This window comes from Streptomyces sp. A1136, assembly GCF_004795055.1.
Taxonomy (GTDB): Bacteria; Actinomycetota; Actinomycetes; order Streptomycetales; family Streptomycetaceae; genus Streptomyces.
Genome location: NZ_SSBJ01000027.1, coordinates 41,086 through 63,284 on the forward strand (window position 1 = coordinate 41,086; position 22,199 = coordinate 63,284).

The window sequence follows — 22,199 nt, forward strand, 5'->3', positions numbered from 1 at the left end:
GAGGGCCGAACCGGCCGCCTGGGAGCGGGTGACAACGGCCCGGACAGGCCGGGCGTCGACGCATCCGGGACCGACGCACCTCCGCCTGAAGGAGGCTTTACTCGGCAGGTGCCGGGGCGGTCTGACCAGCAAGATTCACCTCGCCGCGGACCGCAGCGCGGCTGCCGCGGCGATGACGACGGTGGTCAGTCGTGGTGGTGCCCGGCTACCGCGGCGCAGCTGCTCAGCGGCTGTTGCCCGGGCGGTAGACGCTGAGGTCGCCGTACGCCGACAGGGTGCCGGACAGGTCACCGGGCTTGTGCCGCAGGGTGGCGTCCAGGAAGGCGAGAGTGGTTTCGGCGACGACGCGCGGGCTCTCGGTGCGGCCCAGGGAGCCGACTATCGAGGGCACCGGCGGAAGGTACAGGGGAGCGTCCGTGAAAGTCAGGTGCGCGGCGCCGGGGATGGTGAGCCGGTAGCTCGTCGCGGTGCTGAGCCCCAGGACCTCGGTGAGGCGGGGTATGTAGCGCGGGTCGGTCGTCGGGCCGATGGCTTGGGTGAGCGCGAGCACCGGCTGGCCAAAGGGGCGCACATCGGGGTCGCGGGGGTAGCCGTCCATGTTGATGACGGTGGTGAACCGGCTGTCTTGGCGGGCTGCTTGCAGGGCGGCGCCGCCACCGAGGGAGTGGCCGGTCACCGCGGCCCGGGCGGTGTCCAGACGTCCGGTCAGCGGGCCCGGGATCTCACCTCGGTCCAGACGGCCCAGCTCGGTGAGGACGAAGCTGAGGTCCGCGGCCCGGATCCCCGTCGTTTCGGCGGCCCGTTTGTTGTCTTCGTCGTCGTCGCCGGTGGAAGCGATCTGGGTATTGTTCGTACGGCCGTCGGCGAGGACGACGGCTGCGGAATCGTAGGGGTGGTCGAGGGCGGCGACCACATAGCCGTTGCCCGCCAGTTCTTCCGCCCACGCGGTGTTCTGCGTGCGCACTCCGCCCAGACCGGGAGAGAACAACACGACCGGGAACCGCCCGCCCGTGCCGGCCACCGGGGCGTCGAAGACCGAATGCGTGTGGGCACGCGGGACACCGTCGACCAGGAAGCCGGGGAGGCCGGCATAGCCCGCGAGAGCGTCGGAGACGGTGTGCGCCTCTTGCTGCGTGCGGCCGAGGTACTGGGCCGGCTGAGCTTCGGCGGGGCTCTTCGTTGCGGGGTACCAGAGTTGGACCACGACCGTGCGGCGGTCGTCGGGTTCGGGAGTGGCGGTCTCCGGGCGGTTCCGATCGGTCCACTGCATCACACGGGTGCCGACCGCGAAGTTGCCGGTCGGCTCGGGGAACACGGGTACGGGACAGGCCCAGGCGGCCACCGGACCCGTGGCGATCAGGCCGACGCAGACCACCGATCCCGGCAACGCCAGCCACCAGCGGGCCCGCCGCGCGGGCCGGGCGGAACGGCGCCGCAGCACAGGGGAGACGGCGAACGGCAACGCGAAGGCCGCCCCTGCCAGTACCGGCAGCATCTGCCAGCGGATCCCCAGCACGCTCAACGCGATCGCGGACAGCACGAATTCCGAGCCCGCCGCGATGGCGACGGCTCGGCGGGCGGCGGGGGGAAGCCAGCGCACCACCGCCAACGCGACGGCACCCGACAAGGCAAGGATCTCCAGGGGGGACATGTACAGCCCCGTGATGATTTCGGTCACCCGGCCATCCTCTGCGCCGGGTGCACGCTGCCACATCGATCCCGGGTAGCCATAGCGTGCAACCGAAGTCGCATTCCGAGGCATGTTCACTGTGCGACCAAAGTCGCATCCGGGCAACTCTCCTGTGCGACCGGAGAGCCCCTGGAGTCCGCCAGGTCAGCATCCGCTGCGCGACCCGCCGGTAGGAGTTTCTCCCAGCCGCGACCGACGCACGGGCACCTCGGCCTCACAGCGCCGGGATCGGCGGCCCATCCGGGTCTTCACCCGGTCGGCATCGGCATCCGGGAGCCGCACGGCCCGGCAGGTGCTCCGGCTGCGCTACGTCCGTAGCGGGGAGTCGGGCGGGCACGGCGGCCGGCCGGCCGCCGGCGGACACCGACCCGTGACTCGGGAAGACCTCCCTTCGTCGGTATCGCCGCAGTGATGAACTACCACCGCCGCCTCATGGCATGAAGCGACGTCAAAGCCCCCGTCCGAACCTTGGCGGCCTACCGGGGGCAGGCGACCTCCGGTTCGCTGCGCGCCTCAAGCAGTTGCGTCGATCGCGGCCGTGATCAGGTCTGCGAGTCGTTGTGCGGCGTTGAAATGTTGGGTGAGGCGGGTTTTGGTCATGGCGAAGGAGATACCAGTCGCGGTGTCGGCATAGACGTAGCTGCCGCCGCCACCGGCCCAGCCGAACGTGGTGGGTGCTTCCCCCGGCGGGGCACCGACGCGGCCGAGCGGGTAGCCCAGGGCCAACCGCACGTGGTTGCCGAAGACCTGATCAGTGCCCTCGAAGGCCAGTCTCGTCAACTCCTCCAGTTGGTGTGAATCGATGAGCCGACCGTCGAGGACCGCGGCTTGCACGGCGGCGATTCCACGCGCGGTGAAGGTGCCGACTGACGGAATGTCCGCTTGCAGGATGTCGCGGCTGTTAGCCATGGCCGCGGTCGGTCGGAGTTCCCAGGGCGCGAGCACGGCACTGCCGTCGGGTGGGACGGTCTGTGGACGCACGGCGTCTTCGAGTCGCGCGAGCATGTCCAAGTCGTCGAGGGGCACACCGAAATACACGTCACTCTCGATGTCCAGCGGTACGGTGATCCACTCGTGCAGGAGTTGGCGCATCGATTTGCCCGTGACGCGGCGTGCGGTCTCCCCGACGAGAAAGCCGAAGGTGAAGGCGTGGTACCCCGTCTCGGCCCCGGGCCGCCACCGCGGTTCGGCGTCGGCGATGGCGGTGCAGACACGCGACCAGTCAGTCAGGTCCTCGGGGCCGATGGAGCGGGGCATCGCCGGCACTCCGACCGAGTGGGTGAGCACGTGCCGAAGAGTCGCCGTTTCCTTGCCGTGGCTGCCGAACTCGGGCCACAGGTCCACCAGCGGCGTGTCGTATCCGATGGCACCGGACCTCACGAGCAGGTGGGCGATCAGCGATGTCATGACCTTGCCGGCGGAGAAGCTGAAGAACAGGGTATTCGAGTGCGCTCTGCGCCCGGTAAGGCTGTCGGCAAACCCGGCGACGGCATCGACCACGAGAGCGCTACGGTGATATACCGCAACCTGCAAACCAGATTCGGCCCCGGTATCGACCAGTTCGTCGAGGGCGCTCTGGACCTTCTGACGCAGTGACGACAACGTGGTCACCGACTCGGCCACATGTAGCGGGTCTGGCTGGAGCTCGGTAGCTTGCCGAAGGCGAATCCGACCGTGGGCGCGACTCGATACAGCCTTACGTCACCGACAACGACGGCCTCGCCCAACCGATACCAGGCACCCTCGGGACTGGTCAGATGCGTGCCGTACTTCCGCTCGAAGTCCGCGACGGCCTGTTGACGCCCGGAGGGTTCATCCACCACGTTTGCGACACCCTCCAGGACGATGTCCACCCCGGTCAAAGCGTTGGTGCCGGTCGTCAGCACGCAATAGGGGTTCTCATCGAGGTTCCGCGCCTTGCGCTCCTGATCACCGGTGATGAAGCACAGACCGCCCAGACTCCAGGCCGCCAACAACGGCGTCACGTGCGGCCGCCCGTCAGGCCTCACCGTGGAAAGCCAGAACACTTCCGCCTCACCGAGGATGGCCAAGGCCGAAGCCCACGGCGTCGCGTGCGCGTCTGGGGAGGAGTACGGACCCAGCACAGCATCCGGTTCTCCGGCCAACCTGTCACATCCCTAGGTCCTGAGGCATAGACATGCCCAGCCAACCGAGCCTGGTCGAAAGACGAACGCGATACGGACCATCATGCGCCCCGACAGGCATGCGACCCCGTAGTGAAGACCCGAAGTCGCCAGAAACGCATCACCACCCGGCAGTCGGTGCGCCGAGCGTGAAGGCCGGCGCCGGCCACCGGCCTCCTGCGACGGCCATCAGCGCCGACACCCTCGCCCAGGACTCAAGGGGCTGCGACGGCGAGGGTGACCCGGTGCGGTTGGCGACCTTGCTGTTACGACCGGCGGTGCGGGGAGCGCGTTCGCGTTCACCTGTACGGGCCGTTTCCAGGGCCCGGAACCCGGGCAGGAACCGGCCGCTCCATCCCCCGCGCAACACCCCGGAGGCATCTGTGCCCGATATGACCGGCCCCTATAAGCCCGGCACCCCCTGCTGGATCGACCTGATGGTCCCTGACCAGCAGGCCGCGATCGACTTCTACAGTGACCTCTTCGGCTGGCAGGGGGAGATCGGGCCCCCAGAGCAGGGCGGGTACTCCGTCTGCACGCTCAAGGGCAAGCCGGTCGCCGGGATCATGAAGGCGATGAACCCCGACGGCAGCGTCCCCGACCCGCTGCCGCCCACGGTCTGGACCACCTACCTGTCCACCGACAACATCGACGGCACCCTCAAGTCCGTCACCGACGCCGGCGGCACGGTCATGATGGGCCCGATGGACGTCATGGACCTCGGCCGGATGGCCGTCATCGCCGACCCGACGGGTGCGGTCGTCGGCCTCTGGCAGCCCGGCACCTTCGACGGCGCGGGCATCGTCAACGAGCACGGTGCGCTGATCTGGAACGAGTTGACCACCGCCGACCTTCCGGCCGCCGCCGCGTTCTACTCCTCCGTTCTGCCCGTCACCACGGCCCGCTCCGAAATGCCGGGCGCCGAGGGATACATCGAGTTCAAGGTGGACGACCGCGCCGTCGGCGGGATCATGGACCTGTCCCAACTCCCGCCCGGCGTCGCCCCGCACTGGCAGCCGTACTTCCACGTCGACGACGTCGACGAGATCCAAGCCGCGACCGTCCGCGCCGGCGGCAGCGTCCTCGCCCCGGCCTTCGACATGGCGGCCGGTCGGATGGCCGTACTCGCCGACCCGCAGGGCGGCTCCTTCTCGGTGATCACCGCGTCGGCTCCCCAGGGGGCCTGACCGTCGACGGTCAACCCCTCCCGACGTCGCACCCGCGGAGCGAATGCGGCGCCGGGAGGGCACGCCACGGCAACGCACTGGCCAGTGTTGGGACGGTCCTCGCTCCGCCGGGCTCTCGGCATCCCATCCTGTTCGACGGCGTAGCGGCAGTCGCCCGTCAAGCGGTGGCAGGTGCTGCCCTGACGCCTCGCTCGGCAGGGCCGGAGCGCGGCGGGCCAGGGGCAGAAGCCGTGTCCGACCGGTGCCATCCATGAGCCCGAGAGGACATCCCATCGGGAACGGAGCCGCACCCAGGGGGAGTAGTGAACCATCGCTCAGACCGCGTAGTCGGTTTCGCCGTAGCCGCGATAGTCGGCCTCGTCGCTTGCGGCAGCGGCAAGCCCTCCGACGGCACGGCGCCCGGGCCCCGCTCATCGGTCGTACCCGCGTACGTGACCGCCTACCGTGCCGGATACACCGCGGGCAAGGCCGTCTACGACTCCTCGGGCAAGGGGGCGGCCGTGCGCGAGACCATATGGGGCGGCTGTACGCGCCGGGCCCTGGATGCCGGCAGCAGCGCCGAAATGGATCGTGGTTCCTGGGTACGCCGCTGTCACCACGGCGTCTCCAACGCCCCTGCGCGGTTGCCCACCGGTCCCGCGACCAAGCGGACCACGGATTCGAGGCTGCTGGAGCAATTCCGTACCTGGGCTCGCACCAAGGGCGAAGCCCAGCGGGTCGACCACATCCGCAGGCTGGAAACAGCCCAACTCACCGAACTCGATTACGACATCGAGGTGTACACGGACTACCCGGCAGGGTTAGGAAGGGCTGAATCCGAAGCGCTTGCCCACAGCTTCGTCGCGTGGTGGGACGGGGACCACGGACGGGACGGTTTCGCCAGGAACATCCTGATCTTCGGGGCAGACGGGAAGAGACTGATCGCACAGCGCATCTGAGCAGCACCAACGGGCCCCTACGCCTGGCCGACGAGCATGCGGCCGACGTGAACGCCGGTCCCCGGGACCCGGGACCGGCAGCGCCGTCGTCAACGGCTTCCGGTGGCCACGCAGGCAGGGCGGACGCGAAGACGGGGACAGGGACGGGGACAGGGACGGGGACAGGGACGGGGACGGGGACGGGGACGGTCGGGGACGCTAAGCCGTGGGTCGGCCCGAGGCCGCCTCGATGACCTCGTCCAGGACCTCGCGGGAGCGAACGAGGTCGCCGATCATCCGGTCGATCCGGTCGCGTTCGGTGGTCAGCTCGGCCACCAGGGCCGGGGTCGCTCGCACCGACGGGCCGCCGTCCTCGTCCCGCATGCAGGGCAGGAGCCGCCCGATCCGGGAACTGTTCAGCCCGGCCGCGTAGAGCTCCTGGATGCGGATAACCCGGTCGACGGCCCGCTCGGGGAAGTCCCGGTGCCCCCCGGGCGTGCGGTCGGAAACCAGCAGGCCTTGCTGCTCGTAGTAGCGCAGCGAACGTTCACCGACCCCGGTACGTGCCGCCAGTTCGCCGATCCGCATGGTCACCTCGCGAGGTAGTCGGGAGTCGTTCCGGAGCCGTTCGGCCTTGAACCTGACACTGATGTCAGGTTCTACCGTACCGCCATGACGCAGACACGACAGGCTTTCGCAGCCGGATCACGACTCTTCTCCCCCGCCCGTCTGGGCCCCCTCGGCCTCCCCAACCGCCTGGTGATGGCTCCCCTGACCCGCAATCGCGCCGCGGCCGACGGGGTTCCGGGCGAGCTGATGGTCGCCTACTACGCACAGCGCGCCTCGGCCGGCCTGATCATCGCCGAGGCCACCACGCCGAACGCCGTCGGGCAGACCTACCCGCGCATCCCGGGGATTCACACCCCGGCACAGACCGCCGGGTGGCGCCGGGTCGGCGACGCCGTACGGGCCGCCGGCGGGCGGATGTTCCTCCAGCTCCAGCACGGCGGCCGGATCGGCCACCCCGACACCAGCGGACACCTCCCGCTCGCGCCGTCCGCGGTCCCGCCCCCGGAGCCGCTGCACACCGCCACGGGGCTCCAGGAGCCCGTCACACCCCGCGCGATGACCGAATGGGACATCCGATCCACCATCGCCGACTTCGCGAACGCCGCCCGCAATGCCATCGCTGCGGGCTTCGAAGGGGTGGAGGTGCACTCCGCGAACGGCCTCCTGCTCCACCAGTTCCTCGCACCGAACATCAACCTCCGCACCGACGCGTGGGGCGGTTCGACGGAGGGGCGGATCCGGTTCACCGTCGAGGTCGTCCGGGCCGTCGCCGAGGCCGTCGGCCCCGAGCGGGTCGGCGTACGGATCTCTCCCGGGGTGGAGGTCAACGGCGTGGTAGAGCGCGACACCGAGGAGCTGTACCCGGTGCTCCTCGCGGCCCTCACGGAGCTGAAGCCGGTCTACCTGCACGTGGAGTACGCCGATCCGGACCGGCCCGGCTTCGCGGCGCTCCGCAAGGCCTGGCCGGGCACCCTGATCGCCAACCCCCGGCTCTCCCGAGAGGAGGTCGCCGCCGACGCCGGCGCGGCACGGGGCGAGCGGCTGCTGAGCGAAGGCGCCGACCTCATCGCCCTCGGCCGGGGCTTCATCGCCAACCCCGACCTCGTGGAGCGGCTGCGCACGGGCGCGCGGCTCAACGAGCTGCGCCCGGAGTCGATGATGCACGTGCACGGCCCGGAGGGCTACACCGACTATCCGGCACTGGCCACCGCCGTCGCATAGGACGCCAGTAGTAGACCGCTCCCCTACCTCTGAGCCGCCCCGCTTGCAAAGTCGGCCGCAGCGCAGGCCGGTCCAACGTGCCACTCCGGTATCACCGCACCGACCGTGCCGGTACCCGCGCCCCTGGTGCGTCCTCACGCGCGGCCCGCTGCCACGCACAGCCCACCCGGTCCCCGGTCTCTCCCCGGAAGCGGTCAATGGGCCGGATGCCGTCCAGCATCACGGCACGCCCGCGCAGGCCGAGGAGCCCGCGGACCGCCCGCTCACGAAGGGGTGGTGTCCCTGGACGCGGGCAGCCGGGCCGCCGCCGCGTGCAGAGAGCGCAGAGCCAGCAGCAGGACACCGATGTCATCCAGGTACACCGGATCGGGGATCAAGTCCACCGGCGAGACCGTGTAGAGCACCGCGACCCAGAACAAGGCCTTGTCACGCAGCGGGACCCCGGCGTCGAGCAGCACGCGTCGCGCCTTGAAGACCCGTACGAGCAGTACGGCCGCATAGAGCGCCAGCCCGGCCGCGACGACCGCGGCCAACGTGAGCCAAACCTTTCCATCCATTTCCGCCGTATACCCGGATCGAGCGCCCGCAGCCACACACCTGCCCCGCCCGCGCGGCCGCCAGGGCCGATGTCGTCCAGTCGGAACGATCAGCCGGCGTTGCCCCGAAGCGGGACCACCGGCGCCGGCTCCGCAAACCCCCGCCGGACCGACCAGTCGCCGGTAACCACATTCACCTCCCTGGACGCCGCGTTTCACGACCTCGGCGGAACGGGATGACAGCCCCTTGGCCACGTGGCACGTTGGAGCCGTCAGCACGACGGAGGGGGACACCGCATCATGCCCAAGTTCGCCGAGAACGACGAGGAAGCGAACCAGAGCCTCCTGGACTACTGCGAATCGACCGGCTTCGACCCCGAGTGGATCTCGCCCGACGAGTGGGCCACGACGATCAGGATCGCCCGGACCAAGGACAAGGGCTACGTCGAGGCGTACAAGACCATCGACACCGACCGCACGGAGATGATCAAAGCCGGTGCCCGCGACGCACGGCAGAAGAAGGTCGACAACGACGCCGCCGGCCTGTTGGGCCGGCTGGCAACCCATTACTCCCTCAAGGATTCGCTGGCCGTGACCGTTCTCAAGCAGTGTAGGTCTGCTTACGTGGGCGGTGAACGCGTCAACCTGGGCCTGGGCGGTTCCCCGATGGACCCGTCCGCGTACGAGGAGCTGCGCGAGGAGTGGAAGGCGGTGGCAGCGCTGGCTGCCGGCGGCATCTACACGGAGTTCCACAGCTTCCCGCCGCAGAACAAGGCCGCCCTGGGCAAAGGGAATGTCGGCGGCACCCTGGCCAAACGCAAGGTGCAGGGGAACCTGCTGGTGAAGGTCGCGGGGGTCCGCTTCAACATGCACATCGACATCGACGACTAACCGCCCGCCAACGGGCGCACGGGAAAAGGCGGCTTCCTCCGCCCGGGCACGATGCGCACGGGCTTGCGCACCCAGGCCATGGCCGGCCCCGCGCCCAGCAAAAGGAGTTCACGCGGCTCCGCGAAGCCGGCGCGTCTGTGTTCGGGTCAGCCGCGCCGCCACCCGCGGGCCCGAACCACCGCCATTCGGGCATGCGGCTGATGTCACGTTCCCGACCGGATACCCGGCTCTCGCACGTGGCGAGAGCCGGGCTCCACCAGCGATCGGAACCGGTCGAACGCAAGACGGAGTGCGATGTCATCAGGATGGACTGGCTCCTTGACGCACATCCTCCGCCAGTCGGCGGCAGCTCGCGACCGGCCGGCGCGGCGGAGGAACTCAGCCGCGTCCGGCGCAGCCTCGGTGGCTCTCCGAGCGGTGAATCGCGCGCGCCAGGTCCATGACGGCCGGCCCGTCTCCCCTCGGTGGTCTACTGCACGACGGGGTGTCCTGCATAGACCCGCGGACCGTCCTTGAGTACCCACCCACTTCGGGTGGCGAGCCTTGCTCCGGCTGTCGCGTAGCGAAAGCCGTGCACACCTGTGGCCGCACCCCGCGCGGTCGCGCGAGCACCTCCGTCGGCGGAAGGGTCCCGGCCGCTCTTCACCCCCGGAGAAGTCGGTCTGCCGGTGACCCGTGAACGCGTCGATGCGACCGGGCCACACCCCCGGGATGACTCACGCCGTTCGGTTGCAGTAAAGACAACACGCCACATTTGGGCGCATTGGTGGGATTTCCCGATACATGGTGGAACTGTCATCACCCTGTTGATGGCACGGTGTCCGGGGGCGCCAGTGACGGTGTGCACCCGGCATGGGCAAAGCCCGCCGGCCAGAAACCAGCCGTCGATGTCCTGAGGAGCGCCTTGATGACCGTGACCAACGTCCCGGCGAGAGTCTTTCCTGACTGCCGAGCCACCGCCGCCTTCTGGCTGATCCTCGGCGGCGGCCTGGACCAGGACCGGATCACCGCCGAACTCGTGGAGGGTTTCGACAACGTCCTGGGCGACCGCAGTACGGTGATGCGGACCAGCGACCTCGTACTGGGCGTGTCCGGCGGGCGCCTGACGCTGTACGACCTCCAGGGGGTGCCTCTCGCGGCGCCGGCGCTGGCCTATGCGCGCCTGTCCACACCCATGCTCTCGACCGACCGGGAGATCACCCTGCTGCGGCACCTTGAGGCCATGGGCACGGTGCTGCTCAACCCGATCGACGCGGTACTGGCATGCGTGAACAAGTTCTGGCACCTGCAACAGCTCGCGGTCGCCGGGCTTCCCGTACCCGATACCCGGAGCTACGTCGACGCCTCGATGACGGACGTGCTGCGCGCAGGGGTGCCCGAGCCGTGTGTGGTGAAGTCGGTGCGGGGCCACCGCGGGCGGCGCGTCTTCCTGGCCCCTGACGCGGCGATGCTGCACGACATCCAGGGCAGCCTCAGCCACGATGCGCCCTACCTGTTCCAGGAGTACGTGCGGTACTCGCACGGGCGGGACCTACGGGTCGTCGTGGTCGACGGCCGGGCCGTCGCGGCGCAGGTCCGCGTGGCCGCTGACGGCGGGCTCAAGTCCAACCTGGCCCAGGGCGGGACCGCCACCGTGTGCACCGGCCTGCATCCGGCCGGCGAGGCACTCGCGGTGGCGGCCGCAGAGGTGCTGGGACTGGGGGTCGCGGGGGTGGACCTGCTCTTCGAGCCGGACGGCAGCTTCACCATCTGCGAGGTGAACGCCAACGTCGGATGGCGCGAACACTTGAACCAGGTCGTCCCCGCCATCGCCCGAACCTGCGACGCCCGCCTTCGCGTCATCGGATGATCCGCGGCGTGAGCGTGGGCGTGCGCGACGTGCCGGGACAGGAGGGGACGGCGCCCCGGGCCTGTTCGGGACGCCGGCCCCCGATGGGCCGGCAACACGCTTTCCACGCCTTCCTGACCCCCGCGGCCGGGTGCGTGGACGGTGGTGGGGACGGCGCCTGTGCACAGGTCGGTTGCCCCCCGGCTTCCTCCTCGCCGACCGCAACCGCCCTCCCCGCGAGGCGTTCCGGGCTGCCCGCACTACGGAGGACGTCAGTCGGCTCGATACGAAGCCCAGCAGGAGGAAACGGTCGTGCGCCCGAACACACCGCCTGACGAGGACACCGCCCGTCCGGGGGCCGGGCCCCCGGCGCGGGACGCCGGCAACCGACGGGTGCTCAGGTCGCTGCGCCACCGGGAGTTCCGGCTGCTGACCACAGGCCAGCTCGCCTCCCACACCGGGACGTGGATACAGAAGGTCGCGCAGACCTGGCTGGTCCTTGACCTGTCCCATGGTGACGGCACGGCCGTCGGCATCATCACGGCGCTCCAGTTCCTCCCGCTGCTGCTCTTCGGGCCTTGGGGCGGGGCGCTGGCGGACCGCTGTCCACAGCGGCGGATCCTGCTCGTCACCCAGTCCGTGCTGTGCCTGGTCTCCCTGCTCCCCGGAGTGCTGGCCCTGACCGGCACGGTGAGTTTGGGGGCCGTCTACGGCGTGGCGTTGGCAATGGGACTGACCCTGGTCGCCGAGAAACCGGCCCTGCAAGCCTTCATCGCACAGACCGTTCCCGCCGCGGACCTGCCCAACGCGGTGGCCCTGGACACCGCGGTGTTCAACCTCGCCCGGATCGCCGGACCCGCCATGACCGGTCCCCTGATCGCGGGCCTCGGTGTCGCACCCGCCTTCTTCCTCAACTCCTTCTCCTACCTCATCGTTCTCGGCGCCCTGCTGCAAATGAAGCCCGGGCACCCGAGTCGGGGACGGAACTCCGGCCCGGGCCGCCGCCGCAAGGGGCAGGTGCTGGAGGCGCTACGCCACGTAAGAGCCCGCGCGGACCTCGGCGCCCCACTCGTCCTGGTCGGCGTGGTCGCCGGGTTCGGCATGAACTTCCAGATCACCACCGCTCTGATGGCACGAGATGTCTTCCACACCCCGCCCGGCGTGTTCGGACTCGGCTCGACCGCGTTCGCCGTCGGTGCCGTCACCGGATCCGTGGCGGCGGCCCGCAGGGGACATTGGGGTCGGGGCTACCTCGCGGGCACGGCATTCGGCTTCGGGGTCCTGGAGGTTCTCACGAGCGGGATGCCCAGCCACGCGGCCTTCCTGCTCATGCTGGTACCAACAGGCGCCGTGCTGATGCTGTTCATGACGGCCGCCAAGTCCCAACTGCAGCTCGGCGCGGACGATGCCATACGCGGCCGCATCATGAGCCTGTACACCCTCGCCTCCCTCGGCACCACGCCGCTCACCGCACCCCTGATCGGCTGGATCTGCAGCACGGTCCACCCCCGCGCCGGTCTCGCAGCCGGCGGCCTCGCCTCCGCACTGGCCGCCGTGGCCGTCACCGCACACCGGCTTCGGCCGAAGCGCCCCTCGACGGCCCCCTCCATGCCACCGGACAGCGACGAGACGCTGAACCACCGCGGAACGACGGCACGGTCTTCAGGCGGGCAGCGGAAGCAGGACCAAGGGCGGGGTGGTGGGGCGGGCGGATCCGCCGGCGGGTTCCAAGGTGAGGCCGACCGCGCGGGCTCCGGCGGTGTCGCCGGTGAGGAGCACGGCGCCGTCGTGGGGCAGGAGCCCGGCGGGACGCATGGTGCCGTTGTGGTCGAGCCATAGTTGGTAGGTCTTGCCCGTCCCCGGGGCGGGGAGCCCGGCGGCGGTGAAGACGGTCTTGTCCAGCCGTCGCGAGGAGACCACCGAGGTGGCGGCGCCGTTGCCGGCACGTGCGTGGACGGTGCGGGCGTCCGGGCTGGACAGGACCGAGTTCATCTCGTCCAGTCGCTGTTCGCTCTGCGTGGCGCGGCGTCCGGCTTCAACGTTCTCCTGGTGCTGCCAGGCGGCCACGCCGGCGAATGTGGCGGCAGCGGTCAGGCCGGCTGCCACCGCGATCGTGCCGGCGTGACGCCGTAGTACGCCCCTCCAGTTGACGGAGGCGGTGGGGGTGACGCGGGGCGGGAGTTGCCGCACGGTCTCGATGGCCGCCATGACCTGCGGCTTGAGTGCCGGGGGCGGAGTCCGGGCGGTGGCGGCGGCCATACGGGCGGTCGTGGCCTGGAACTCCGCGACCTCTCTCCGGCACGCCGCGCAACCGGCGAGGTGCGCGGTGAACGCCTTACGGTCGGCCGGGTCGAGGGCGTCGAGGGCGTAGGCGGCGGCGAGGGCGTGCAGGTCGTCGTGGTGCTGTTTCATACGGTCACCCCCATGCAGTCGCGCGGTCGGATCAGCCCGTCGCGCATGCGTGTCTTGATGGTCGCCGCTTGTGGCCACCAGGCGCAGGTAGGGCCTGGACGTGATGTCCATGGGCGGGATGTCCATCGCACGGCTGTCCTTCGTCGGCGCGGTGGCCGGACGGCGCTGTGGGCGGTCCGGCCACGAGATTCGGGAGGGCGTCTCATGCTCTCTTCGTAGCGGACACGCGTACGGATGGGCGCCGCCGTCACATCCCTGCCCCGCCCGGGTACGCCTTCCGGGTGAACCCACCGACATCGGCCCAGCCGTACGGGGATTTGGGGCGAATAGGGGCGTGCAAGGCCCGGAACGTCCGGGCAGCACCGGACGCGCCATGTGATCCGGTGCGCACACCGTTTGTGGAGGCAGTTGTGACCGGTCTGTTCAAGAGCACCGCGATCGCGTTGGCCGCAGGAGTGGCCGTGGTCGGCGGGGCGTCCGTCGCCATGGCCGACGCGGGAGCTCAAGGGGTGGCCGCGTACTCGCCCGGAGTGGGCTCCGGCAACCTCATCCAGATCCCGATCCACATTCCGATCAACGCGTGCGGCAACAGTGTGAGCGTGATCGGTCTGCTCAACCCGTCCTTCGGCAACACCTGCGTCAACGCCTGACCGCGGGCACATCGGGACTTCGGGCCGCCGCCGGTAACGGGGTGGCGGCGGCCCGGACGACCTCGATCCGCTCGGTGTGCGACACGTTCATGACCTGTCATTGATGTGCCGGAGATCCGAGATGAATCGGGGCAGGGTGCGGGTGACGGCAGTCGACGCCGCCACCCGCACCCACTCATGGCGACCCCACCCGACGTCGTCAACAGCCGGGTCGATCTTCATCTGATCGAATGAGTCGCCCATCCGGACCCATCCGGCACCCGTCCGGCGCCGAATGCCGGGTGTGAGCAACCTCCGCGATCGAATCGCCCGCCCGACTGCCGGGATCGTGTCCGGGCTGCTGTCCGCTCTGACCGCGCTGGCGGTCGCCGAGCCGGTCGCTGCCCTCACACGGCCTCAAGCCGGGCCGGTCAACGCCGTCGGTTCGGCCGCGATCGACCTCACGCCCGCCCCGGTGAAGGACTTCGCGATCCGCACCTTCGGCGAGAACGACAAGACGGTGCTCCAGCTCGGCATCGTCATCGCCCTCACCCTGCTCGCCGCCGTCTTGGGACTGGCAGCCCTGCGTTACCGACGGGCCGCCTCGGCGGGGGTCCTGCTGTTCGGTGTAGCGGGCGCGGTCGCGGCCCTGAACCGCCCCGACACCGCCGGCCCGGCCGACGCCCTGCCCTCCCTCGTCGGCGCGGTGGTGGGCGCCGCCGTCCTGTACCTGCTGGCCGGCAAGGCCTCCCGCGTCGGCGCCCGACCGGCGAGTGAGAGCGCGACGGCGGGCTTCAACCGGCGGGGGTTCCTCGCGGTCTCCACCGCCACGGCGGTGGCAGCCGTCGGTGCCGGAGCCCTGGGCCGGGCGTTGAACGGCCGGCACGGGAGGGGAGCCGCCGCGTCCCGCCAGGCGGTGCGCCTGCCCGCGCCTGCCTCCCCCGCACCGGCCCTGCCCAAAGGTGTCCAGCTCCCCGTGGCGGGGATCAGCTCCTTCACCACGCCCGTCAAGGACTTCTACCGCGTCGACACCGCCCTGGAGGTACCGAAGGTCGACGCCGGCACCTGGCAACTGCGGATCCACGGCAAAGGCGTACGAACCCGCGTCCACAATTTCGCGGAGTTGCTCGCCCGTCCCCTCATCGAGCGGGACATCACCTTGACGTGCGTCTCCAACGAGGTCGGTGGCCCCTATGTCGGCACCGCCCGCTGGCTTGGCGTCCCTCTCGCGGACCTCCTGCGCGAGGCCGGCGTCCGACCGCCCTCCCGGGGAGGGAAGGCGGATCAGCTGGTCGCCCGTTCCGTCGACGGCATGACCCTCGGCTCTCCCGTAGAGGACGTCATGGACGGCCGCGACGCGATGCTCGCCCTCGGCATGAACGGAGGACCACTCCCCTTCGACCACGGTTTCCCCGTCCGCATGCTCGTCCCCGGCCTGTACGGCTACGTCTCCGCCTGCAAGTGGATCACCGATCTCGAACTGACCACCTTCGACGCGTACGACCCCTACTGGGTCAAACGCGCGTGGGCGCGCCGCGCCCCCGTCAAGACCCAGGCCCGCATCGACACCCCCAAGCCGTTCGCCCGGCTGAGCCCGGGAACGGTGCAGGTCGCCGGCGTCGCCTGGGCTCAGCACCGCGGCATCACCCGCGTCGAGGTCCGCGTCGACGACGGCCCCTGGAAGGACGCCGACCTTGCCCCGCAGGCCTCCACCGACACCTGGCGCCAGTGGTCCTCCCCCTGGAACGCCCTCCCCGGCGGACACACCATCACCGTCCGCGCTACCGACGGCACCGGACAGACCCAGACCGAACAGCGCACCCGGACCATCCCCGACGGCGCCGCCGGCTGGCACAACGTGTTCGCCACCGTCACCTGACCCCCTGCCCCCCTGAACCTCCTGACCCCCTGGACTCCCAACCCCCGAACCGCCGCCCACCTGACGCGGCACACCTCAAGGAGAAAGACCATCATGAGCCGCACCCTGAAGTTCCGTCGTATCGCGATCGCCGTGGCCGCCGCGACCATCCTGCCGTTCTCGCTTGCGGCCTGCTCCTCCGACGACGGCAAGGACAACGCCGCGTCGGCCGCCTCCGCGGACACCTCCAACGGCGCGGCCAACCAGGCGCCCTCCCAGAGCGGTGACACGTCCACGGCCGATGCCCCCTTCGGCCCCGCCTGCGCCGGCGTGCCCAAGGAAGGCGCGGGTTCCTTCGACGGGATGGCCAAGGACCCGGTGGCCACCGCGGCCTCGAACAACCCGGCGCTGTCCACCCTCGTCACGGCCGTCAAGAAGGCCGGGCTGGTGGACACGCTCAACAACGCCAAGGACATCACCGTGTTCGCGCCGACCAACGACGCCTTCGCGAAGATCCCGAAGGCCGACCTGGACAAGGTCCTCGCCGACAAGGCCACCCTGACGAAGATCCTCACCTACCACGTCGTCGGGCAACCGCTCGCGCCCAAGCAGTTGGAGAACGGCTCCTTCGAAACCCTCCAGAAGGGCATGATCACGACCAGTGGTTCCGGTACCGCATACAAGGTCAACGCCAGCGCGAACGTGGTCTGCGGCAACGTCAAGACCGCCAACGCCAACGTGTACATCATCGACACCGTCCTGATGCCGAAGTAGCGGTACCGGCAGAACGTCCCCTCCCGGCGGGGCCGCCCGACAGGGTTCGGCTCCGCCGGGACGCGCCTTCCCGGCCGGTCGCCGCACAACTGATGCGGCCCAGGCGGCAGTCCCCCTCAAAGCACGTGCCGCCGACGTCAACGACCCTTCAGTAGAACGCATCGCGGGCGGGGCTGATGAACATCGCACATCAACCGTTGCAAACGGAGGTAAGTGAACGCGGTTCTGCGCTGCGTGCCGCCATAGAACGGCAGCTGAGCCTCTGGGGTGCGGCAGCGCTCGCCGATGACCTGGCGCTGATCGCCACCGAACTCGTGAGCAACGCTCTGCTCCACGGCAAGCCGCCGGTGCGGGTTCGGCTGGGAAGCCGGCGCACGACCGACGGGGACATGTTTCTTCGGGTCGAAGTCAGCGACACGGGAGCCGGCCTCGACATCGCACGCATCCGGGCTCACTGGTCTCACCCCTCCTTCAGCCTCGCCGAGGGAGGGAGGGGTCTCTACCTGGTCGACGCCCTGTGCGCCGCATGGGGAAACGTCCTCGGATCGCACACGCACACCGTCTGGGCGGAGGTCCGTACCCAAAGCGACGCGGAAGAATGACGCAGGCACAAAGCCCGCGAAGGCCGACTACCGGGTCAAGCACGTCCTGGCGGCATAGCCGGCCCGGCGTCTACCGTGCCGCCTCGCCCTCGTCCCAGTCGAAGGCATTCCGGTCGGGGTCAGCAGCGGACCAAGGCAGTGACCAGGGTCGTTCGGGATGGATGGACGTGGCGCACTGTCCGACGCTTCTGAGGCCTGAGAAGGCCCTGTTCGTTCGGGGCGACGTGGCCGACGGCAAGCCCGCGCCCGGGAACATGGGCGAGTGGTGCGCGAACGCCGAACGAGCCGGTGTCGCGATCGTCTTGTCACTCGACGAACTGCCCGAGGTGCTGGACCGGTCCACCTGCTGGGCTCCGGCACCACCCGCGGCGCTTTCATGACAAGCCTGCACTGGCTCCGACGCCATCCACAGCGGTTCGCGGTCACCTGGGCCCATGCCTACCTGCGCCTGTTCGGAGACACGCGCCGGGACCCGCAGGCCATGGTGACGGCTCTTGAGGCGCTGGAGCGCAGCCGGAACGCGCGCAGTGCCGGTGGGCCGAGTTCTCCCGCCGCCGGGCCACGGAGAAGCACGAGACGCACCGGCGCACGCCGACGGCGGTCGACCGAGCCTGGATTACGGCTCCCCGATGGGCCGAACCGGACCTGCACCACGCCCACCGGACGATGGTGCCGATGGTGGCCGAGCTCGTCCACTGGACCGTGACCCCCACAGCCGACTTCGAACAGTGGCCGGGGCTCAAGGGCCGCGCCGCCCCCGTCGGGGTCGGCCCTCTCGCTGCCCCTCGTCCTCCTCGGAGCCGGCGAAGCGACGCTCAGGGCCGACACCCCCGCTGAAGTCCGCCCCGTCAGCCCAGGACGCTTCCTCGCGGCTCCCCCCGGCGCGGAGAGCCACTGCTGAGGCCCCCGGGAGAGGCACCAGCCGGACGCTCTGCCGAAGCCGGGTGACCGGACTCTGCCGGCCTCCCCGGCCGGGCGTCGTACTCACGGTGGCACGACAGCGTGGTTCGCGGGGCGGCTGAGCCAAGAGCCACAGGGGGCGGCGCGGCGCCGGCCCGAGCCGAACTACGCGCCGCGCCCGATAGCCGGCTACCTCACCGTCCGCGCGTTGCTCAACCCTCAGTGACGACCGGTCAGGAACACCGAGCGCAGCGTCAGGCGTTCGCTGGTGGGGTTTCCGTGCGGGCGCAGCGTCCAGGAGTCGCCGGTGCAGTCGGGCTCGGTGAATACCATCACCCACTCGTCGGTGTCATTGTGCGGGGCGAAGGCGGGCTCGGAGGATCCCGGGTCCGCGACCTCGGGGAGCACGACGCAGCCCGGACTTCGAGGGTCGTGGAGGACTGCCGACTGCGGCGTGCCGTCGAGCCCTGCGAATCGGTAGGAGAAGTCACCGGTGGCGGCGTGCGCGGGCGCCGACTGCGTGAGGAGGAGTGCGAGAGCGCCGAATGCGGCGGCCGACGCGTGGCGAAGCTTCATGGAATCCCGTTTCGATCTGAGATGTGGCGGCTCCTCGAAGTTGAACCCTGCGAGCCGCCGGATCTGCTCGTCCATCCCCTGGCAATGGCCCCCCGATGCGGGGTGTCACTCGCGCGTGGCCGGTGTATCGATTCTTCGTACTCCAAGCAGATCGCCGAGTCCGACGCCTGCCACCTGCGCCCGGCGTTCACCCCTGCGTGGTTCTGGTGGGACAGCAGGGACGATCAGTAGGTCCGGCCGGCCCGGTGGACCACCCCGCTCGCCACCACCACCGTCTCGGCCACCATGCCCGGGATGCGTTCCGGGGCCACGGCCAGGATGTCCCGGGACAGCACCACGAAGTCGGCCGCCTTGCCCACGGTCAGCGAACCCCGCTCGTGCTGCGGGAAGTTGGCGTACGCCGAGCCCATCGTGTAGCCGTACGCCGCCGTCGCGACGTCCACCGTCTCGGCCGGCTGCCACGGCTCGCCGCCGCCCAGCGGGCGGCGGGTAACCGCCGTGTAGATGCCGATCATCGGATCCATCTCGGCCACGTTCCAGTCGCTCGAGAACGCCAGCACCGCGCCGGCCTCGTGCGGGCTCCGCATCGGCCAGGCCTTGTGCCAGCGGCCCTCGCCCACGTTCTCCGCCCAGTCCTGGCCGGGCCCGGCGATCTCCGGTGCGCAGTGCCTCGGCTGCACGCACGCCACCACGCCGAGCCCGGCGAAGCGCGGCACGTCCGCCGGGTCCAGGCATTCCACGTGCACGACCTGGTGACGGGCGTCTCGCGGCCCGTTCACCGCACGGGCGTGCTCCACGGCGTCCAGGACCGTACGTATCCCCCGGTCGCCCGTGGCGTGCACGAAGCACCGGAACCCGCGCGCGTCCAGCCGGGCCAGCAGCTCCGCGAACTCCTCCGCCGGGTAGAAGGTCTCGCCCCGGTGCGCACCGCAGCCGGTGTACGGCTCCAACAGCGCGGCCGTGCGCGGATCGACCACATCGTCGATGTACAGCTTGAGCGGCCCCACCCGCAGCCGGTCCCCCGCGTACCTCCGGGCCGCCGCCGCGAACGCGTCGAGTTCCTCCTCGGTGGTGCCGCGCGGGTGGAACAGCGCCGCCACTGTCCGCGAACGCAGCCGGCCCTCGGCGCGGGCCCGCTCGTACAGTTCCAGGTCGTCCAGGGAGTTCTGCGGTTCCACCACGGTGGTGATGCCGAAGCCGATCGTGTCGTCCAGGCTCTTGACCAGCCGACCGTACTGCCGGTCCGGCGAGGCCCATGGCACCCCGAGTTCGCGCAGTGCCCGGTGGCCGTCACGGGAGAGTCCCTTAGTGACGAAGTCCTTGACGAAGCCCGTGGGTTCGCCGCTCTCCGGGTCGACCGCCGCGAACTTCGGCAGCAAGCACCGGCTGCTGCCGGCCGCGCTGCGTTGGAGCGAGACCAACTCGCCATGGAGAGAGTCCGGTTGCTGGAACGCAGGGTCACCGCGCACCGCAAGCTCGCGCTGTTCCTGGAGCTCTACCTGCCGCGCGGTCCCCGCGATCCGCGGTGGACCCTGTGGATCGAGCTGTGGGCCCGCATCCCCTCCAACGAGGACCTGCGCGCCGCCCAGCAGGAAATGGACGACGGCTGGCAGCGGGACCTGGAGACCTTGCTCGCCAAAGGCGTGGACCAGGGACGTTTCGCCGCCGACCTGGACGTGCCCGCTCACGCGTCGGAGCCGCTCGCGCTACTGGACGGACTGAGCACACGAGTGGTGCTCGGACAGCGCGGCGCCGACCGCGCCGCCTCGCTGAAGCACGCCACCTCGGCGGCGACCCGTCTCATCCCGCACGCCTGAAGGCCGGTCAGGGAGCGTCCCGTTCGGCCTCGGACCCACCCCCCGGGCACCCGACACCCTCGCCACGCGGAAGGCGACACCGACAACCGCCTACCGGTGACCGAACCAAGCAAAGCCCCGTCTCTGCGGCGCTGCGGCCCTGCGGCATGAACTCCCGGACGACGACACCCCCTTCGCAGCGCCGGACCTCAGCACGCGACGTGGCGCGCGGCTGCCTCGACTGACGACTGATCACAACCAGCGGCGGAGGGATCGTGCAGGCCGATGCGACACTCGGTCCGACGTCAGGCGTAGCTCACCCCGGCCGCCGCCACGGTCCGGGAGAGCACGGCTCCCTCTGACATCAAGACCGTCTGTGAGATGCCGCGCGGCAAACCGGATATTAGACTTGAACCGCCATCAGTACGGCGTAGCGGCTCGACCGCTGCCCTGCGGGCTTCGAAGTCGTCACGCCTGACCGGCCGCACCCCCAGCGCCCAAGGCAGGTTGAATGATGAACCGGACACGTCGTCTTACAGCACTCACGCTTTTGCTCGCCCCCGCTCTCGCGGTGGGCCCCACCCTCGGCGCCCATGCCTCGACCACCACGGCCCCCGCAGCCGCGACGTGCAACGTCGAGGTGGACTCACTCGGCAAGTACCACGTGTGGGGTCTGGGATTCCCTGCCGGCACGACGGTGACCTACTCCGGCTCCACCTCGGGCTCGGTCCCGATCGACAAGTCGGGAAGGTTCGACATCGACGGTCTCGCCGGAAGCAAATACGTGGTCAAGACGGCAGACGGCAAGACCACGGTCGCCTGCACAGCGGTCCATCACTGAGGCCTCACGAACGACCGAGGGCCAAGCGGAGAAAAATGAAGGTCACCCATCCCGGCGATGACCCACGTACTGACCACCCACCGCCGGAGCAATCGCCCTCGCAGGGTCCCATCGCAGAACCGACGTCGGGCAAGTCCTGCGGGTCAGCCCCGGGCGGCCGCTCGTCGGCTCTGAGCGCCGCCTGAAGCGCGGGCGTCCCCACGGAGCGGGCCGCAGGCAGGCCGGCGACGGTCCTACGGAGTGGGAGTCGCCGGTTCCGTCGGCGCGGGTGCCACGGACGGCTGCGGAACCGGCGGGCGGCAGGCGATCCGGGGATCACCTTCCTCCGCGCGCGGCCAGTACCGCCCTTCGAGCGCCTCGGCGCTGCGGTTGAGCCGGACCAGGACGTCCTCCAGCTCCCGCACCTCCTCAGGGGACCAGTCGGCGACCACCCGGGCCAGGCAGGACCGGTTGACCTCACGGTCGCCGGCGAGCCGGCGTGCGCCTTCGGCGGTGATGCGCAGCTTGCGGGCCATGCCGCCGTCCGGGTCGGCGACACGCTCGGCCAATCCGCAGCGCAACAATGCCGCCGTCTGGCGGTTCACGGTCGAGGTATCGAGCCCGAAGGCCTCTGCCAGTTGCCCTATGGACATGGGACCTTGGGTGTCGATCCGGCTGAGCAGCAGGTACGCCGAACGCTCCAGGCGTTCGGGGTCGCGCTCGCGGCGGGCGAGCACCTGGTGCCGCGAGAGCAGCATCAGCTCCCGCTCCAGTTTCTCCAGCACTGCGCCTCCTGCTCCTTCCGGCGCTCCATTATCGCGGACCAGTGGACCGGAGGACCAGCACAC

At 70.2% G+C, this 22,199-nt stretch carries 21 protein-coding genes and 1 pseudogene; 13 read left to right on the forward strand and 9 right to left on the reverse strand.

Features of this window, described 5'->3' with window-relative positions; translation table 11 throughout:
- Nucleotides 1-223 precede the first annotated feature (223 nt).
- The 3 genes from E6R62_RS24770 to E6R62_RS24780 all read right to left on the reverse strand — a co-directional run bounded on the left by E6R62_RS24770 (nucleotide 224) and on the right by E6R62_RS24780 (nucleotide 3,816).
- Nucleotides 224-1,714 carry a hypothetical protein gene (locus E6R62_RS24770; protein ID WP_136215735.1) on the reverse strand — a complete coding sequence of 497 codons (1,491 nt, stop codon included), beginning with the start codon at nucleotides 1,712-1,714 and terminating at the stop codon, nucleotides 224-226.
- A gap of 489 nt (nucleotides 1,715-2,203) precedes the next feature.
- The gene (locus tag E6R62_RS24775; RefSeq protein ID WP_240801865.1) at nucleotides 2,204-3,313 is read right to left on the reverse strand and encodes a beta-lactamase family protein; all 1,110 of its coding nucleotides are present in this window, start codon (nucleotides 3,311-3,313) and stop codon (nucleotides 2,204-2,206) included.
- Nucleotides 3,298-3,816: a pyridoxamine 5'-phosphate oxidase family protein gene (locus E6R62_RS24780; protein ID WP_136215736.1), complete on the reverse strand. Its 519-nt coding sequence runs from the start codon at nucleotides 3,814-3,816 to the stop codon at nucleotides 3,298-3,300. Before E6R62_RS24780 ends, E6R62_RS24775 begins: the two co-directional genes overlap by 16 nt.
- Before the next feature lie 410 nt (nucleotides 3,817-4,226).
- Between E6R62_RS24780 and E6R62_RS24785 the strand changes: the two genes are divergently transcribed.
- Complete coding sequence (locus tag E6R62_RS24785; protein WP_136215795.1) at nucleotides 4,227-5,021, forward strand: VOC family protein; 795 nt, start codon at nucleotides 4,227-4,229, stop codon at nucleotides 5,019-5,021.
- Between the two features lie 302 nt (nucleotides 5,022-5,323).
- Nucleotides 5,324-5,959 (forward strand): hypothetical protein, encoded by a 636-nt coding sequence (locus tag E6R62_RS24790; protein WP_136215737.1) that lies wholly within the window; start codon nucleotides 5,324-5,326, stop codon nucleotides 5,957-5,959.
- A 198-nt stretch (nucleotides 5,960-6,157) separates the two neighbouring features.
- Here E6R62_RS24790 and E6R62_RS24800 read toward each other — a convergent pair whose 3' ends face one another.
- Nucleotides 6,158-6,526, reverse strand: coding sequence for a MerR family transcriptional regulator (locus tag E6R62_RS24800; RefSeq protein WP_136215796.1), 369 nt, complete (start codon nucleotides 6,524-6,526; stop codon nucleotides 6,158-6,160).
- An 84-nt stretch (nucleotides 6,527-6,610) separates the two neighbouring features.
- Here E6R62_RS24800 and E6R62_RS24805 point away from each other — a divergent pair, with 84 nt between their 5' ends.
- The gene (locus E6R62_RS24805) at nucleotides 6,611-7,729 is read left to right on the forward strand and encodes an alkene reductase (protein ID WP_136215739.1); all 1,119 of its coding nucleotides are present in this window, start codon (nucleotides 6,611-6,613) and stop codon (nucleotides 7,727-7,729) included.
- Nucleotides 7,730-7,992: 263 nt separating this feature from the next.
- On the opposite strand, the gene E6R62_RS24810 is transcribed toward E6R62_RS24805, so the two are convergent.
- Entirely contained in the window at nucleotides 7,993-8,286 is a 294-nt protein-coding gene (locus E6R62_RS24810; RefSeq protein ID WP_136215740.1) for a YkvA family protein, read from the reverse strand.
- 279 nt (nucleotides 8,287-8,565) lie between these two features.
- On the opposite strand from E6R62_RS24810, the gene E6R62_RS24815 reads away from it, so the two are divergent.
- From E6R62_RS24815 to E6R62_RS41065, 3 genes and pseudogenes are all read left to right on the forward strand, one after another.
- Nucleotides 8,566-9,156, forward strand: coding sequence for a hypothetical protein (locus E6R62_RS24815; protein WP_136215741.1), 591 nt, complete (start codon nucleotides 8,566-8,568; stop codon nucleotides 9,154-9,156).
- A gap of 907 nt (nucleotides 9,157-10,063) precedes the next feature.
- On the forward strand, nucleotides 10,064-11,005 hold the full coding sequence (locus E6R62_RS24820; protein ID WP_136215742.1) for a RimK family alpha-L-glutamate ligase: 942 nt from the start codon (nucleotides 10,064-10,066) through the stop codon (nucleotides 11,003-11,005).
- A 372-nt stretch (nucleotides 11,006-11,377) separates the two neighbouring features.
- Nucleotides 11,378-12,574, forward strand: a pseudogene (locus E6R62_RS41065) (MFS transporter); the annotation flags it as partial.
- Between the two features lie 72 nt (nucleotides 12,575-12,646).
- Here E6R62_RS41065 and E6R62_RS24830 read toward each other — a convergent pair.
- Nucleotides 12,647-13,396: an anti-sigma factor gene (locus tag E6R62_RS24830; RefSeq protein WP_136215743.1), complete on the reverse strand. Its 750-nt coding sequence runs from the start codon at nucleotides 13,394-13,396 to the stop codon at nucleotides 12,647-12,649.
- A gap of 410 nt (nucleotides 13,397-13,806) precedes the next feature.
- Here E6R62_RS24830 and E6R62_RS24835 point away from each other — a divergent pair, with 410 nt between their 5' ends.
- The 5 genes from E6R62_RS24835 (at nucleotide 13,807) to E6R62_RS24855 (ending at nucleotide 17,639) form a co-directional block, all read left to right on the forward strand.
- Nucleotides 13,807-14,046, forward strand: a complete 240-nt coding sequence (locus E6R62_RS24835) for a chaplin (protein ID WP_136215744.1) — start codon at nucleotides 13,807-13,809, stop codon at nucleotides 14,044-14,046.
- Nucleotides 14,047-14,320: 274 nt separating this feature from the next.
- Nucleotides 14,321-15,904, forward strand: coding sequence for a molybdopterin-dependent oxidoreductase (locus tag E6R62_RS24840; RefSeq protein WP_136215745.1), 1,584 nt, complete (start codon nucleotides 14,321-14,323; stop codon nucleotides 15,902-15,904).
- Between the two features lie 93 nt (nucleotides 15,905-15,997).
- Nucleotides 15,998-16,657 carry a fasciclin domain-containing protein gene (locus E6R62_RS24845; RefSeq protein ID WP_136215746.1) on the forward strand — a complete coding sequence of 220 codons (660 nt, stop codon included), beginning with the start codon at nucleotides 15,998-16,000 and terminating at the stop codon, nucleotides 16,655-16,657.
- Nucleotides 16,658-16,833: 176 nt separating this feature from the next.
- Entirely contained in the window at nucleotides 16,834-17,259 is a 426-nt protein-coding gene (locus E6R62_RS24850) for an ATP-binding protein (protein ID WP_136215747.1), read from the forward strand.
- Nucleotides 17,260-17,420: 161 nt separating this feature from the next.
- The gene (locus E6R62_RS24855) at nucleotides 17,421-17,639 is read left to right on the forward strand and encodes a hypothetical protein (protein ID WP_136215748.1); all 219 of its coding nucleotides are present in this window, start codon (nucleotides 17,421-17,423) and stop codon (nucleotides 17,637-17,639) included.
- A 739-nt stretch (nucleotides 17,640-18,378) separates the two neighbouring features.
- On the opposite strand, the gene E6R62_RS24860 is transcribed toward E6R62_RS24855, so the two are convergent.
- Both E6R62_RS24860 and E6R62_RS24865 read right to left on the reverse strand, forming a co-directional pair.
- Nucleotides 18,379-18,735 carry a hypothetical protein gene (locus tag E6R62_RS24860; protein WP_136215749.1) on the reverse strand — a complete coding sequence of 119 codons (357 nt, stop codon included), beginning with the start codon at nucleotides 18,733-18,735 and terminating at the stop codon, nucleotides 18,379-18,381.
- A gap of 224 nt (nucleotides 18,736-18,959) precedes the next feature.
- Nucleotides 18,960-20,114 (reverse strand): amidohydrolase, encoded by a 1,155-nt coding sequence (locus E6R62_RS24865; protein ID WP_276615649.1) that lies wholly within the window; start codon nucleotides 20,112-20,114, stop codon nucleotides 18,960-18,962.
- Between the two features lie 48 nt (nucleotides 20,115-20,162).
- Between E6R62_RS24865 and E6R62_RS24870 the strand changes: the two genes are divergently transcribed.
- Together E6R62_RS24870 and E6R62_RS24875 are read left to right on the forward strand one after the other, a co-directional pair.
- A complete protein-coding gene (locus E6R62_RS24870; RefSeq protein WP_136215750.1) occupies nucleotides 20,163-20,552 on the forward strand; it encodes a TetR family transcriptional regulator C-terminal domain-containing protein in 390 nt (129 codons plus the stop codon).
- Between the two features lie 490 nt (nucleotides 20,553-21,042).
- The gene (locus E6R62_RS24875) at nucleotides 21,043-21,372 is read left to right on the forward strand and encodes a hypothetical protein (RefSeq protein ID WP_136215751.1); all 330 of its coding nucleotides are present in this window, start codon (nucleotides 21,043-21,045) and stop codon (nucleotides 21,370-21,372) included.
- Between the two features lie 233 nt (nucleotides 21,373-21,605).
- Here E6R62_RS24875 and E6R62_RS24880 read toward each other — a convergent pair whose 3' ends face one another.
- The gene (locus E6R62_RS24880) at nucleotides 21,606-22,109 is read right to left on the reverse strand and encodes a MarR family winged helix-turn-helix transcriptional regulator (RefSeq protein ID WP_240801875.1); all 504 of its coding nucleotides are present in this window, start codon (nucleotides 22,107-22,109) and stop codon (nucleotides 21,606-21,608) included.
- Nucleotides 22,110-22,199: the final 90 nt, after the last annotated feature.